General features: G+C 33.6%; 16 protein-coding genes. 4 read left to right on the top strand and 12 right to left on the bottom strand.

The features are described from left to right. Positions 1-465: 465 nt before the first annotated feature. Complete coding sequence (locus RE409_RS04040; protein WP_201182705.1) at positions 466-903, bottom strand: bleomycin resistance protein; 438 nt, start codon at positions 901-903, stop codon at positions 466-468. 323 nt (positions 904-1226) lie between these two features. Between RE409_RS04040 and RE409_RS04035 the strand changes: the two genes are divergently transcribed. Next, positions 1227-2462, top strand: coding sequence for an IS110 family RNA-guided transposase (locus RE409_RS04035; RefSeq protein WP_116821653.1), 1236 nt, complete (start codon positions 1227-1229; stop codon positions 2460-2462). 715 nt (positions 2463-3177) lie between these two features. Here RE409_RS04035 and RE409_RS04030 read toward each other — a convergent pair. Further along, on the bottom strand, positions 3178-3498 hold the full coding sequence (locus RE409_RS04030) for a hypothetical protein (protein ID WP_201222082.1): 321 nt from the start codon (positions 3496-3498) through the stop codon (positions 3178-3180). Positions 3499-3721: 223 nt separating this feature from the next. Next, entirely contained in the window at positions 3722-4162 is a 441-nt protein-coding gene (locus tag RE409_RS04025; RefSeq protein WP_201182709.1) for an Lrp/AsnC family transcriptional regulator, read from the bottom strand. Between the two features lie 126 nt (positions 4163-4288). Here RE409_RS04025 and RE409_RS04020 point away from each other — a divergent pair, with 126 nt between their 5' ends. Continuing rightward, positions 4289-4741 (top strand): VOC family protein, encoded by a 453-nt coding sequence (locus RE409_RS04020; RefSeq protein WP_201254244.1) that lies wholly within the window; start codon positions 4289-4291, stop codon positions 4739-4741. A 229-nt stretch (positions 4742-4970) separates the two neighbouring features. On the opposite strand, the gene RE409_RS04015 is transcribed toward RE409_RS04020, so the two are convergent. Continuing rightward, a complete protein-coding gene (locus tag RE409_RS04015) occupies positions 4971-5498 on the bottom strand; it encodes a dihydrofolate reductase family protein (RefSeq protein WP_309558567.1) in 528 nt (175 codons plus the stop codon). 266 nt (positions 5499-5764) lie between these two features. Then, the gene (locus RE409_RS04010) at positions 5765-6283 is read right to left on the bottom strand and encodes a GNAT family N-acetyltransferase (RefSeq protein WP_201222090.1); all 519 of its coding nucleotides are present in this window, start codon (positions 6281-6283) and stop codon (positions 5765-5767) included. Between the two features lie 393 nt (positions 6284-6676). Between RE409_RS04010 and RE409_RS04005 the strand changes: the two genes are divergently transcribed. Together RE409_RS04005 and RE409_RS04000 are read left to right on the top strand one after the other, a co-directional pair. After that, the gene (locus RE409_RS04005; protein ID WP_309557757.1) at positions 6677-7912 is read left to right on the top strand and encodes an IS110 family RNA-guided transposase; all 1236 of its coding nucleotides are present in this window, start codon (positions 6677-6679) and stop codon (positions 7910-7912) included. A gap of 311 nt (positions 7913-8223) precedes the next feature. Then, positions 8224-8433 carry a hypothetical protein gene (locus RE409_RS04000; protein ID WP_201222092.1) on the top strand — a complete coding sequence of 70 codons (210 nt, stop codon included), beginning with the start codon at positions 8224-8226 and terminating at the stop codon, positions 8431-8433. 263 nt (positions 8434-8696) lie between these two features. Here the strand turns inward: RE409_RS04000 and RE409_RS03995 are convergent, their stop codons facing one another. The 7 genes from RE409_RS03995 to RE409_RS03965 form a co-directional block, all read right to left on the bottom strand. Then, the gene (locus tag RE409_RS03995) at positions 8697-9242 is read right to left on the bottom strand and encodes a GNAT family N-acetyltransferase (RefSeq protein ID WP_201222094.1); all 546 of its coding nucleotides are present in this window, start codon (positions 9240-9242) and stop codon (positions 8697-8699) included. A gap of 538 nt (positions 9243-9780) precedes the next feature. Further along, entirely contained in the window at positions 9781-10578 is a 798-nt protein-coding gene (locus RE409_RS03990; RefSeq protein WP_053344548.1) for a fumarylacetoacetate hydrolase family protein, read from the bottom strand. A 636-nt stretch (positions 10579-11214) separates the two neighbouring features. Beyond that, positions 11215-11628: a hypothetical protein gene (locus tag RE409_RS03985; RefSeq protein WP_201182721.1), complete on the bottom strand. Its 414-nt coding sequence runs from the start codon at positions 11626-11628 to the stop codon at positions 11215-11217. 299 nt (positions 11629-11927) lie between these two features. Next, complete coding sequence (locus tag RE409_RS03980; protein WP_201182723.1) at positions 11928-12452, bottom strand: DUF2812 domain-containing protein; 525 nt, start codon at positions 12450-12452, stop codon at positions 11928-11930. A gap of 1 nt (position 12453) precedes the next feature. Beyond that, positions 12454-12768: a PadR family transcriptional regulator gene (locus RE409_RS03975; RefSeq protein ID WP_201182725.1), complete on the bottom strand. Its 315-nt coding sequence runs from the start codon at positions 12766-12768 to the stop codon at positions 12454-12456. A 613-nt stretch (positions 12769-13381) separates the two neighbouring features. Beyond that, entirely contained in the window at positions 13382-13801 is a 420-nt protein-coding gene (locus RE409_RS03970) for a DUF3021 domain-containing protein (protein ID WP_236694850.1), read from the bottom strand. Then, complete coding sequence (locus tag RE409_RS03965) at positions 13798-14253, bottom strand: LytTR family DNA-binding domain-containing protein (protein WP_098176513.1); 456 nt, start codon at positions 14251-14253, stop codon at positions 13798-13800. The genes RE409_RS03970 and RE409_RS03965 overlap by 4 nt, the downstream gene beginning before the upstream one ends. Between the last annotated feature and the right edge of the window lie 117 nt (positions 14254-14370).

Here is a 14370-nt window from a genome sequence, read left to right as displayed (position 1 = left end):
AATGGTAATAACAAATGCTAACAAAGAAAGTAAAACCCTATTAAATAAATGAATAGGCATTAGACGTTTTTCAGCTTAAAATTTCCATTTAGCACGACGATTAGTATAGCAAAATAAATAATTATTGCTATTAAATCAGTGTAAGTAAATGGCTTGCTTATGAAACTATCTGAGTAAACCCCTGTTAGGATTATTACAGTAAATAGAATAAACTGGATTCCAAAATATTTAATAAGATTCAAAAAGTATAAGCTCCTTCTCAGTTTCCCATTGTGTTTCACCATTATTGTAGCTGTAAGAAACAACTTTGGGAAACAGTAAATATCGAGAAAGCTTCTTCAACTAACCTGCCCCGTTTGTGCCATAAGAAAAAGGCTGCCTCAGCAACCCCTGTTATTGAACTAAAGCACCCGTTAGTTCATTAACGAGATACAATTAGTGCATGCAGTTTTCCATGAAAACAAGTTAATCACCAACAGCTGGATCTCCTTCATTTTCTCTTTCCCCCAAGGTTTGGACGAACCTTAATAAATATCCGTCTGGGTCCATGATTAAAAATTCCTTCTGACCTACTAATTTAGTATCTGCTCTATACCAATTCTCCTGAATTTCTATCTTAATCGGATACTGATACATTCTTAGACTTTTATATATTTCGTTAATATCACTTACCGTTATTTGAAAGTTAATTCCCCTCCCAAAAGGATATGATAACTCCCCAGTCTGCCAATACCCATTTATCTCTTCAATCATAATTTGACAGTCATTTAGTGATAACATAGCGAACTTATCTTCTGGACGTTGATACTCTAACTTAAACGAGAGAATGTTTAAATAAAAATTAAGACTTTTATTTATATCTGAAACTGATAACTCTGGTACTAATGAATTTAGTCTAAACATCATATCTATCTCCATTTCCAATGTTGTTAGCACCCTTTATTCTATATCATTCCTTATTGAACTATCCTGCCCCCTTCGTATTATAAAGGTCAGCCAGTTATTTCTGGTTGAACAATTTTTATATCGATATATGATAACGGTAGCCGGGGTAGAACGTTCCTGCCCGTGGGGCTTGGACCCCGTCAACTAAACAGTTCGCCCCCTACTTGCTTAAACATGATTTGGCTGGTTGGGACCAAGATCTCGTATAACAAGCGAAGCTATGATACTGCAAGAAGGATTAGGGGTTACCGGCAATATTATGTTTTTGGAGGAGATAAAAAATGAATCCAGTGGTTGGTCTGGATGTAGCTAAAGGTGAAAGTCAGGTTCAAGCGTTCTTGGATAAAAAGAAGCCTTATAAAAGAAGTTTTAAAGTAGCACATACCATTGAAGGACTAGAGAGCTTACACCAATATCTTAGAGAGATAGAAAACGTAACAGGAATTCGACCTCCGGTCGTTTTAGAGTCTACTGGGCATTATCATACGCCCGTTGTACAGTATTTTGAGGAGAGAGGTTACTTATTAATTATCGTTAACCCACTCATTTCTTATCGTGCGAAGAGCTCTAGTTTACGGAAAGTAAAGACAGATTTAATCGATGCACGTCACCTCTGCGAGCTGTACTATAAAGAGGATTTAGAGCCTTATAAAAAACGAGGGATACAACTCTTAAATCTTCGTAATCTTTCAAGACAACATGCAAATATAACAGGTATCTATGTACAAACAAAACTACAGTTTCAGGCTGTTCTTGATCAAGTATTTCCTGAATATAGAGGGGTTTTTGGAGATTTGTATTCGGTTGTTTCTTTGCTTACTCTATTAGAATTCCCTACTTCTGAAGACATATCAGCAGTCGATGAAGAAACTGTAGCAAATAGGATTAATGAACTTTGTCCAAGTCGTTCTAGAAAGTGGGCGAATACACAGGCAGAGAAACTTATGGCTGCCTCAGCTCGAAATCCTTTTCAGAGAACTTTATATCAGAGTCACATTTTAAGCCTAGAGATGTATATAAAAATGCTTCTAGAATACCAAAAGCACTTATCCAAATTTGAAGAAGAGATAAATGCTTTGGCAAAAGAAATTGAAGAATATAAGATTATCCAATCCATCCCTGGTATCGGTGAAAAAATCGCTACAACGATTATTTCTGAAATTGGAGAGATTGATCGGTTTAATCACCCTAAAAAACTAGTGGCATTTGCCGGAATTGATCCAAGTATCTTTGAATCAGGTAAATTTAAAGGCTCAGTAAATCGGATTACCAAAAGAGGTTCTGGTAGACTACGACATGCCTTATATATGGCAGTTCGTTGTGCCATTCGTGATTGTCGCAAGAAGAAAACGACAGATGAAATCATCCCTCGGAACAAGAGATTACGAGAGTTCTATGATAAGAAACGTGAAGAAGGAAAGCCCTTTAAAGTAGCTGTGATAGCATGTGCCAATAAGCTTCTACAATGGATTTATGCACTATTACAAAATAACTCGACTTTCCAAGATCTAACCTAGTTTAAAAGTATAACTAAATAGCACAAAACTTTCCAAATATAGTTCATTGGAAGGTTATTTAGCATGCACAAATTTAGTATAGCATGAAATATTTTAAGTTTTCATTGAAAAATGTTGACTAACTATTAGCTGGTTTAGTTGCATAAGAACAGCTTAAGCACGATATAGTAGAAAGTGTTTAAAGATTGAAGAAAAGCACCTGTTAGTTTAATTTTCAAAAGTATTCTACGTATTAAATGACCTTAAAGTAATGTAACCAAGCAAAGATAAATGGAATGGAGAGATAATAAATGTTTATTAAGCATCCCAAAATCATTACATACTTTATGACTCTTTTCTTAATAAGAATTGACAAAAATAGTCCAATAACCGGTAATAGAATAACTGCTATTTGTATCGTTATATTAACAAAATTGTGCATCCCCCAAGGACTAACATTCATCGCCCCCTTATTATGAATGAACAAAAATATTCCTGATAATAACCAAATTAAACTAGTAATAAATATATAAAATACATTTCTCATCTTTATCTCCCTTTAAATTCGAGTCCCAAATCTTCTTAGTGAAACTTTAACACATAATTCCATATATTGGGTTGCATATTAAAAATTACTTTTGAAATATCCTGCCCCGATAGTTGCATAAAGAAAAAGCTGCCTTAAAGACAGCTCCGATCCTCAGCTAACGCACCCGTTAGCTTAACAAGAGAGGTTTTAATTATCGTCTATCACAAGAGTTATCATATGAAGGTTTGGAATATAAATTTCAAAGCCATCCATAGTGTTTGAAGCTAAAAATTCATTGGGAAGTTCCAGCCATTTAGATGCAATATTATTTAGCATAGGTTTTACATTAGATTCAGATGATTCATCTATATCAAGAAAAACCTTGTACATACCTTTAATTTTCCAATACTCCCCAATTTCAGAAACAGACATGAAAACTTTATAATTAACAGCAAATTTCTTAAAATCATCTAAGTGTTTGTTAGTTTCTTCTGAATTACTTGCCTCAAGAAATAATGTAAATTTCATAAGCAAAACTCCTTAAATATAGCAAAAGTTCGTCTTATTAAAGTAAAATCCTTCTTCAACAATACTGCCCCGTTAGTGAAAAAATGAAATTACCTTTTCTTCTAATCAAATTGATTAAATAGTACATCTGTGAAATCAAAAATGAAAGAAGAATGACAATTTGTATGTTCCCTAAGAATGAAGTTGTTTCCTGATAAAATAGAAATTTTTTGAAAGGTACACACTAAAACACCAATCTACTCTCAATATGATTTTTCATACTAATAAGAGACTTGGAACTTCCATATTCGGTAAGAGAATCTTGAAAATCTGCTAGCGCTTCAATAGATATCGTTTGAACTTTAATTAAATAATTGAAATCCCCACTAATTCTATGTAACTCAGAAACTTCTTTAGAATCTTTACAGAATTCAATGAAAGATTGGCATTTCTCAGTTTTGAATAAAATAAATGCTGTTACTCCTTTGTCCAACTTATCTGGATTAAGTACAGTGTTGTAGCTTAAAATTATTTTTTGTTCCTCTAATTTAGAAATGCGTTCTTTCACAGAAGGTTGTGACATAGCAACCTTTTGGCTAATTTTCGAAATAGGAATGCGCGCATTTTTTTGTAAAATCTCCATTATTTTATAGTCAACCGCATCTAAATCACTGTAATTTTTCACACTTACAACTCCTTAGGTATTTATTTAAAAATACCATTATTTATAAGGTTTTATATCAAATTTAGCTTATTAATCATATGTATTCATCACATAGAATAAAGTACACTAAAAAAGGGAGGCGTTTTTATGTCTAATATTAAAGGAATTGCACATATTGCAATCCAAGCAAAGGATTTCGATGAAGTCATTAGATTTTATACTAATGCATTGAATTTTAAAATTGCACATACTTGGGCACTACCTGAGTTTAATTTAGAGAAAGCTGCTATGCTCGTTTCATCCGATGGTAATACATTTATAGAAGTCTTTGATTACGAGGCACAAATAGCTGCTCAAGGAAGAAAGGCTTTGGAGCATGAAGAAATAAAACATGGTGCATTATTACACTTTGCCTTAACAGTAGAGAATGCAAGTGAAGCTTATAAAACAGCTATTCACTTTGGGGCAAAAAACTGTGTTCCACCAGCTACAATGGAATTAGGATATCCAGTAATTAAAGTTAATAATGCACTTGTATACAGCCCAAATGGGGAAGTCATTGAGTTTATTGAAAAGGTAAATTTCCAACAATTCAATTGATAATATTTACTGTTACTCATCCCTAAGAGGTGTTTCAATGAAATTTTTTTACAAACCGTTTAACTTTGTTTTAAACGGTTTAGCTTTATTTTATATTTAAACTCTGATCTTCAGCTAATACACCCGTTAGTTATATAAACATCTATTAATTTTCGAACGGTTTTCAGTAAAAAATGTAGTTGAAAAGGTAAAAATCTTCCCCTACTAAAAAAGGGAAAGATGATGAAAATTATTTTTTTATATAATGAAGCATAGCAAGTTGACCTAATTTTTCTACTTTGGTTAACGTGTATTTTAGAGTAATATCATCTCCGTTATAAAGGGAGATTCCTTTCCCTAAAATAATATGTGCAATGGCTAGGTGAAATTCATCAATTAAATTTTCTTTAAAAAATTCACGAGCTAAGTTTCCTCCACCAATTAACCATATATCTTTACCAGGCCTTTGTTTTATATTTTTAATGAAATTTTTGACATCTTCATCAATAAATGAAGCATATTCATCTGATCCACTAACAGATTTAGAAAATACATAATTTTTATAATCACTATACGGATAATTCATATCAAATCCACGAATGACATCATAAGTTCCTTTTCCCATAACAACAGTGTCAATTCTATCCAGGAGTGAATTGTAGCCAGAATCTCCTTCTACTTCTGTTGATTCTAACCACTCTAATGTACCATCATCCTTTGCAATATAGCCATCAATTGAAGTACCAATGTATAAAATAATGTTACGCTGTTTTTTCATGTAAATCTCCATTCCTTTGTTTCAGATGATAAAATTAGTATACCTATTAAACTATATAAATTCTTCTGTTTCTTAACTTTCAACTATTGAACTATTCTGCCCCGATAGTTCAATAAGAAAAGGAAAGTAGTTCGTATATTAGCCGCCAAATTGGCGGCCTTCTTATGGCGCTAAAGCACCCGTTAGTTCATTAAGAAAAGCGAATCTTATTCAAGAATCGCGTCCGTTAATTAAACAAGTTACACGCTTGTAAATCTTTATTACACTTACTCAATACATAATTCTGAGATATCCTTCCAGCCATAAGCAATATCCTCTACTATGGTTCCTCCAAACGTACTGGTCCTATGAATGTATTCTTTTCCTCCCATACGTTCATAAAATCCAAGTCCAGAATTATTCTGTTTCATTACCCAAACCATCATAGAATAAATACCTTTTTCTTTAAAATGTTTAGCAATAGCTGAAATAAGCTGCCTACCAACACCAAATCCTCTACATTCCTGTAAGAGATAAAGCGAATATAGTTCTCCATCGTAATTCTTCTCATCTATACTTTTACCGGATGCAAAACCTATAATTTTCCCTGTTTCATTAATTGCAACATATATAAAAGGTTCATTTTCGTTATATAAAAAATCATTCCATCTTTTTTCAGCATCTTCATACGATAATTCGTCCAGATAATCGTCAGGTACTAGATCACGATAAGTAGTCCTCCAACTATCAACATAAACTCTTGATATGCCTTTTATATCTTCTTTCCTTGCTTTTCTAATTTCCAAGTTAAGTACCTCCAATGCAAAACAGTAAAATAATAAAATTTATTATAACATTCTTTCTTCAACCCTCAGTTAGCTCAATAAGTGTTATTCCATAAAATGAACCAATTGTTGAACAAATCAATATGCACTCTTGAACTATCCTGCCCCGATCGTATTATAAAGGTCAGCCAGTTATTTCTGGTTGAACAATTTTTTTATCGATATATGATAACGGTAGCCGGGGTAGAACGTTCCTGCCCGTGGGGCTTGGACCCCGTCAACTAAACAGTTCGCCCCCTACTTGTAGAAACATGATTAGGCTGGTTGGGACTAGATCTCGTATAACAAGCGAAGCTATGATACTACAAGAAGGATTTAGGGGTACCGGCAATATTCTTTAGGAGGAGATAATAAATGAATCCAGTAGTTGGTCTGGATGTAGCGAAAGGTGAAAGTCAGGTTCAAGCATTCTTGGAGAAGAAGAAGCCTTATAAAAGAAGTTTTAAAGTAGCACATACCATTGAAGGACTAGAGAGCTTACACCAATATCTTAGAGAGATAGAAAACGTAACAGGAATTCGACCTCCGGTCGTTTTAGAGTCTACTGGGCATTATCATACGCCCGTTGTACAGTATTTTGAGGAGAGAGGTTACTTATTAATTATCGTTAACCCACTCATTTCTTATCGTGCGAAGAGCTCTAGTTTACGGAAAGTAAAGACAGATTTAATCGATGCACGTCACCTCTGCGAGCTGTACTATAAAGAGGATTTAGAGCCTTATAAAAAACGAGGGATACAACTCTTAAATCTTCGTAATCTTTCAAGACAACATGCAAATATAACAGGTATCTATGTACAAACAAAACTACAGTTTCAGGCTGTTCTTGATCAAGTATTTCCTGAATATAGAGGGGTTTTTGGAGATTTGTATTCGGTTGTTTCTTTGCTTACTCTATTAGAATTCCCTACTTCTGAAGACATATCAGCAGTCGATGAAGAAACTGTAGCAAATAGGATTAATGAACTTTGTCCAAGTCGTTCTAGAAAGTGGGCGAATACACAGGCAGAGAAACTTATGGCTGCCTCAGCTCGAAATCCTTTTCAGAGAACTTTATATCAGAGTCACATTTTAAGCCTAGAGATGTATATAAAAATGCTTCTAGAATACCAAAAGCACCTATCCAAATTGGAAGAAGAGATAAATGCTTTGGCAAAAGAAATTGAAGAATATAAGATTATCCAATCCATCCCTGGTATCGGTGAAAAAATCGCTACAACGATTATTTCTGAAATTGGAGAGATTGATCGGTTTAATCACCCTAAAAAACTAGTGGCATTTGCCGGAATTGATCCAAGTATCTTTGAATCAGGTAAATTTAAAGGCTCAGTAAATCGGATTACCAAAAGAGGTTCTGGTAGACTACGCCATGCCTTATATATGGCAGTTCGTTGTGCCATTCGTGATTGTCGCAAGAAGAAAACGACAGATGAAATCATCCCTCGGAACAAAAGATTACGAGAGTTCTATGATAAGAAACGTGAAGAAGGAAAGCCCTTTAAAGTAGCTGTGATAGCATGTGCCAATAAGCTTCTACAATGGATTTATGCACTATTACAAAATAACTCGACTTTCCAAGATCTAACCTAGTTTAAAAGTATAACTAAATAGCACAAAACTTTCCAAATATAGTTCATTGGAAGGTTATTTAGCATGCACAAATTTAGTATAGCATGAAATATTTTAAGTTTTCATTGAAAAATGTTGACTAACTATTAGCTGGTTTAGTTCTATAAGAATAGGCTGCCATTATCAATACAGCTGCTGATAATATCGTTAAAGACTATGAGGAAAACATTCAGTTTGCAAAAACAAATGAAAGTTATTGGAAAGGAACAGCGTTAGGGACTCGAATCAATCTTGGGAATATTAAATTATCTAAAGAAAATGAACAATATCGAGTGGGAATTCCAGTAGAATTTCATAATAAACAAAAAAGATACAATGGATTTAATGACAGTGAACCAATAGTAGAAACATTTGAGGAATATTGGTTAGCTTTAACTTATAATGAAAAATTCAAACGCTGGATTATAGTTGATGTAAAAGATTACTATGCATTGAATAAAGAATTTATCGAAGGAAATGACGTGGTGAAAAGTGAATTTTAATAATAAAAAAGCCTACGATCCTTGCTATTCAAGGAAGTTGGGCGGTTGTTAAACATTCGACTCCCGAAATATTTGTTGAAATCAAGCATCAGTAAAAGTGTACAGTGCGTTATACTGATGCTGTAAAGTTACAATAAACTTATTTAATTCTGAGGCCTTAAACACGCAATTTGGACGCTCTCTATAACAAAGGCGCCTGATTGTGGAGATCATTTATGCTGTCTAATTGAATAAAAGCATACAACGAACGAGTGCAAAATATCCTATTTTAATAAATCATTGACCTTGATTCTCCAAACCATATGATCATACCCTTCATCCCAATAATCCTTTAACAAATAATCAGGATCTCCAAATTTCTTTTTCCAGATTTTTTGTGCACGAATATATCCACTATCTAAACAAAATTCTTCTATGCCCCTATGCTGCAAAGTATGATACATTGTCTTCAATAGTAAATTACCTACCCCATTCCTCTGGTAGTCAGGATGAACAAATACTGTACCTACCTCAATTAGCTTATTTAAAGCATTTTTTGTACAATTGCATATCAGCTCGCTTGATGGACCGTATTCGATTGAACCAATAATTTTATCATCATCTAAAGCAATCAAGAAATATCGTTTTTCCCCATTGCTTTCAAGATCACTTTCTAAGTATTTTTTCTTAGCTTCGATTTCATCTTCTATATCATCCAACTTCTCTCCGATACCTTCTTTAGTAAACGTGTCTGTAATCACTACCCTAAAAAAATGATTTAACTCTTTAATGTTCTCAGTTCTTGGCCTTCTAATCTCAACATTAAGCACTCCGAACCCCCTCCCTCTCAGCTCTTAAATTCTATAAAGTTTTCAATAATCCTTTTTGAAGTATCTGCTTCTTTAGTTTAAGTGAAAACCTACAAAATTTTCATATCATATTTCTGTAGCTTTGAACAAAGTTTTATCAAATTAATACAAGAAACCTATATATGAATAAATAGAAAGGGCATGTTTTGAAAAAAGATTAATCAAAACATGCCCTTATACTATTTAATTTGATTATTCTTTTATAAAAAAGATTGATCATTTTTGTGTTCCTTAATGAACTAACGCACCGTTAGTTCATTAAGGAATAATTCAATACTCAACTATATTTAGCCATTGACCATCAGGTTTATCATTTATCTCAAATAAATTGACACCAAGCTCTTTTAATACTGCCGTTTCTCTAGCAGTACCACATGCGAATGCAAGTACAAAGAAACTCTTCTTTCTTTTTATTGCGATGTCCCCTGTAACATTTTAAAAAGTCGGCTCATCTATTTATGAACATTTTCATATTTAGCATTAAGAATACTGGCAAATCCTACTGAACCTCATTACATAACCGACCGATATTCTCGACTTCAACAACGACCTCATCCCCTGACTTGATCGGGCAGCTGCCAGATGGTGAACCCGTGGCCAAAATGTCACCTGGCTCAAGTGTCATTACCTGCGAAAGCCAGCTGATTAGATACGGAATGCTTAAAGACATTTCATTGGTATTCCCGTCCTGGACAACGCGGCCATTTAAAGTGGTCACAATCCGTAAATTTGTAGGATCTACCCCGGTAACGATGCACGGCCCCAAAGGTCCGAACGTATCAAATCCTTTGCCCCGCGTAAACTGTGGATCTTTTTTTGTAAGATCTCTTGCTGTGACGTCATTAAATATTGTGCAACCAAACACATAATCAAGCGCATCTTCTTCTTTAATGTTTTTTCCGCGCTTTCCAATCACCAAGGCTACTTCCCCTTCAAGTTCTACTTGGTTGGATAGATCGTTTGGAGGAAGGATAATTTTCTCCTTGTCTGGAATAAGCGCAGATAATGGCTTTAAAAATAGAAATGGTTCTACAAGGTTTGCCTCTCCCCCTGTTTCCTTCGCATGACCTGCATAGGTCCAGCCGAAATTAACCACTTTAGAAGGTTTTACAGGTTCCAAAATTTTAACGTCACTATATTTCAGCTCTACCCCGTCATACTTTATTTCCTTGTTGACAAGTTCAGCAAAACTGCTAGACAGTTGTAATATCATCTCATCCTCAACAATACCGTAATGTATTTTGCCCTGTTGATTCTGATAGCGAACTATTTTTTGTGTTTTTTGTAGCACATTCATGATGAATAAACTCCTTTGATAAGTAAGGTATACTACCTCAGATAATATAAAATTCGGGTCTCCACATAATCGCAAACGAAGACTTCCAACTTCATTATAACCGAAAAGCCCAATGAAAATGAAGTTAGTGGTAATATCGAAGTCGCTCTAGACATAATAGTAGGGAAATGGAAGCCTGTAAGTAACACCTCAATGACACTTGGAACATAATTAAACGCTTCTTCGGGAGACATTCCTTTAGTAATTGATTCGAACGAATTACAGGATAATCTCCTACTTCGTAAGTTTTAGGAATTAATATTTTAATGCTTTAACTACTTCTTTTTTATCCCTTATTGATATTTCTACTAACTCATTTAACTCTGGGCATTCTTTGAGTGCATACACTCCAACTGAATCTAAAGTAAATAGAGATATAATCAAAATCAGTACAATAAGTTTTTTTATATAAAAACACACATCTTTTCTAATCTTTCCTAATTAGAAAAAAGTTATCAATCCTTCTTCAACTATTCTGCCCCGATAGAGGCATAAAGAAAAAGCTGCCTTAAAGACAGCTCTGATCTTCAGCTAACGCACCCGTTCATTAAGACTTATTGTAGAATGGACACAAACTGCGAAATTATGAAATCTAATTTAATCTGCAACATATTTAGTTAGCTCATTCAATTCTTTGTCATTAATATACCGATGTTTGTATGAAATCACACTATATTTAGTATATTTTTTTCCTGGTATACGAATAGTCATTTGAATTAACTTAAAAGGCGGGTTGATGGGTCCCTCATATCCAATTACATGTAATGACACTTCATATGTATCATTTTGAATATCTCTTGAAATTTTTTCAATTCTATTAAATGTGAATAATTGACTATCACCGTGTTTTTCCATAACTTCAAGAATGGTTCCACCAAGATATCTTAGAAAAGCTAATTCCATAATGGAAGGTGGCTTGTTTTGAGGAATTGTTTCAATTGTGTTTTTTGCTTCAGTAGCACTACTAGACGAAATGAAAAAGATAAGAAAGAGTATGGCTATTTTTTTCATTATTAAGTCTCCTTGTAGATTATTATCTTATTTTTTACAAGAAGTTAGGTTTTATCCATAAAATTCTTTATTGCACAGTTCAAATACACTACTGTTGGCTTAAAATAAAGTTCGATTAAAAAGTTGCTGAAAACATTCATTTCATCATAAAAAGAATCCCCTACGTTTTGAACAAAGATTGATCAAAATGTAAGGGATTTAGCTCTCGAAAATGTTATAAAAAAGATTGATAATTTTGGTAAGCGAATAAGTTATAATAACCACCATTTCTTTATAAACTCACAAATTCACTTTCCATATTATTTTGTTCGAAACGAATGGTAGTAGGTCGCCATTAATGTCATTAACATTGGAATAGTAATGACAAGTGATAATAAAAAAAGTTTTGAAAATATTGTACTTAATAATCCTGAACTTACTGAAAAAACTATATAGCTTACAATGAGCATAGCCATACTGATGGCAACTGCTAATATAACTGGTTTTCTAAGGTTTTTTATCTTTTCCTGTTTTGTTTCCTTATCTGTATAAATTGGCTTTGTATCAGGTCTCGCTTTAAATAGGTGCATATTATAACTTGAACAAATATACTCCCACCCTGCCAATTCAAACATTTCAATATATTCTTCTAGTTCATTTTCTGCTAATTCTCTTACATCAAGACTAAAAATAACATCTTCAGCAACACCCTTTTCTAATTCATATCCCATTTTTTTAAAGCGTTTCACAATCCATCCTTTTGCAGCATACTTTCTTAGCATTTTTAAATCTTTTTTTTCTGAAAAAGCAATCCCGTTTGAAACTATAAATTTTGTTTCCCCCACTTTAGTTCTCCCCTTTTAATCCATTTTCAGCGAAATCAAGCATCGTTTTACGTCTCAAAATATCTTGTTCCAACACATATCTACCTTTATTTGTCAATTTATATACTTTTCTACGTGAATCTGAATCATCAAATAGCTCAATATAGGATTCGGTTATTAACTTTTTAATAATTGTGTATAGCGATGCAGGTCCAATTACTACTTGCCCATTCGTTAATTCTTCAATCAAACTCATCACCGCATAGCCATGTCTTGGTTTTGTAAATCCTGCCATAATATAAAATACAGAATCGGTTAACTGTTCTAATGATTTCATTTTCACCCTACCTTTTTATATCACTTTATGATACATCTAAAAATAATATATCATAAAGCGATATAGTTAACAATAAATATATGGAATAAATATTCAATTTTATTCCATATTTAAAGGGAGTTCTTATCAAATCATAAAAAAAATAATCAATCTTTTTTAGAAACAATCAAACTTTATTATAAATCTACAACTACGCTTATCGTAACCTGCCCCGATAGTTCCATAAAAAAAAGAGCTGCCAAAGCAACTCTCTTATTGAAGTAAAGCACCTGTCAATATGGACTATTCTTAGGAGACATTAAATACGCTTTACCTTTGACGTAACATGTGTCAGATATACCAAAAAACTGTATAAGATATTCGTATTTTCTTTGTGGGGATAGCTCTAGGAAAAGGCTAAATATTAGGAAATGAGGGGGCCTTTCAGACAATTTATCAGGTAGCGATTGATCCACCATTTACGAAAAGTATTTGTCCTGATATGTAAGAAGAATCATCAGAAGGCAGGAGCCAATAAACAAAGAGCTGCTAAAAAAGCAACTCAATCAGGTAAAAACATTATTACTGAAACTACTTATCTCTCTTACCTTAAAAAATTACTGTCCATCCTCTCTCAATTCCCTCTCTTATCTAACCCATCATTCAAAATTTTCACTTGGTAGCGGAAATAGAGATAGAAAATAATCCAGATGATCGCATAGAATGGTAGGAAAATACCAATTCCTGTTACTAACCCTTTTAAACTAAATGGAATCCATCCAACAAAGAAAGAAAGAAGAAAGTATAGTATACTAACAGTCAAAAAATGTAGAATAGTCTGAGATAATAAACTCCATTTCTCTATTTCAAATAATATAGTTGCTGTGCTGAAAAACCAGCCACATAATAGGCAGCCTATCGCATTTTTCACGAAAATCCCACTGTCTAATGAGGTCACATCACCAAAACCTATTACTCCAAAACACGTCAATACCATCACGAGTGCTCCAAAACAAATCCCTACAAAACTACGAAACAAAAGTGTTTTCATCATAATCCCTTCCTTCTCCATTGAAATGCTTTCTTAATTCCTTGAACATAGTGTCGAGAAACATATTCTTTTTCCCCTGACTTAAAATAAACGCATAAAGTTCCATTGAAAGATGCCTCAAATCTGCTTAACTCATTTAGATTTGCGATCACCGATTTGGATAATCGAACGAACTGATTACCTGGAAGGTCCTTTTCCAGTTCATATAATCTTTCTTTCATTTCAAAAGTCCCTTGTTTCGTCCGCACCATTATGGAATCTTGCTCTGTAAACAAACAGATTATTTCTTCTGCCCTGAAAACATGCTGCATATCTTCTTTCCTGCCAACAAAATATGGTCGTTTTCTCTCCTTCAAGCGCTCCATTAATTCTTGCACTTCCTCATTCCATTCATGATTTCGGATAAGTACCTCTATCGCTTGGACCTCCTCATCTATCTCTACCTGTATTTTCATCTTTGCGACCTCCCTTTGCTTATATTTTAAGTATATTGATAAACTGAAATTTCGCTTGTGATTTCCAGCCACATGTAACTAAATAGCTCTAACTTGCAAAAAATGCGCTGTCAGTTA

Origin of the sequence: Peribacillus sp. R9-11 (genome assembly GCF_031345095.1) — a bacterium.
Taxonomy (GTDB): domain Bacteria; phylum Bacillota; class Bacilli; order Bacillales; family DSM-1321; genus Peribacillus; species Peribacillus butanolivorans.
Note: the sequence above shows the minus strand (reverse complement) of the source record. Positions and strands in the feature narration are given on the sequence as shown.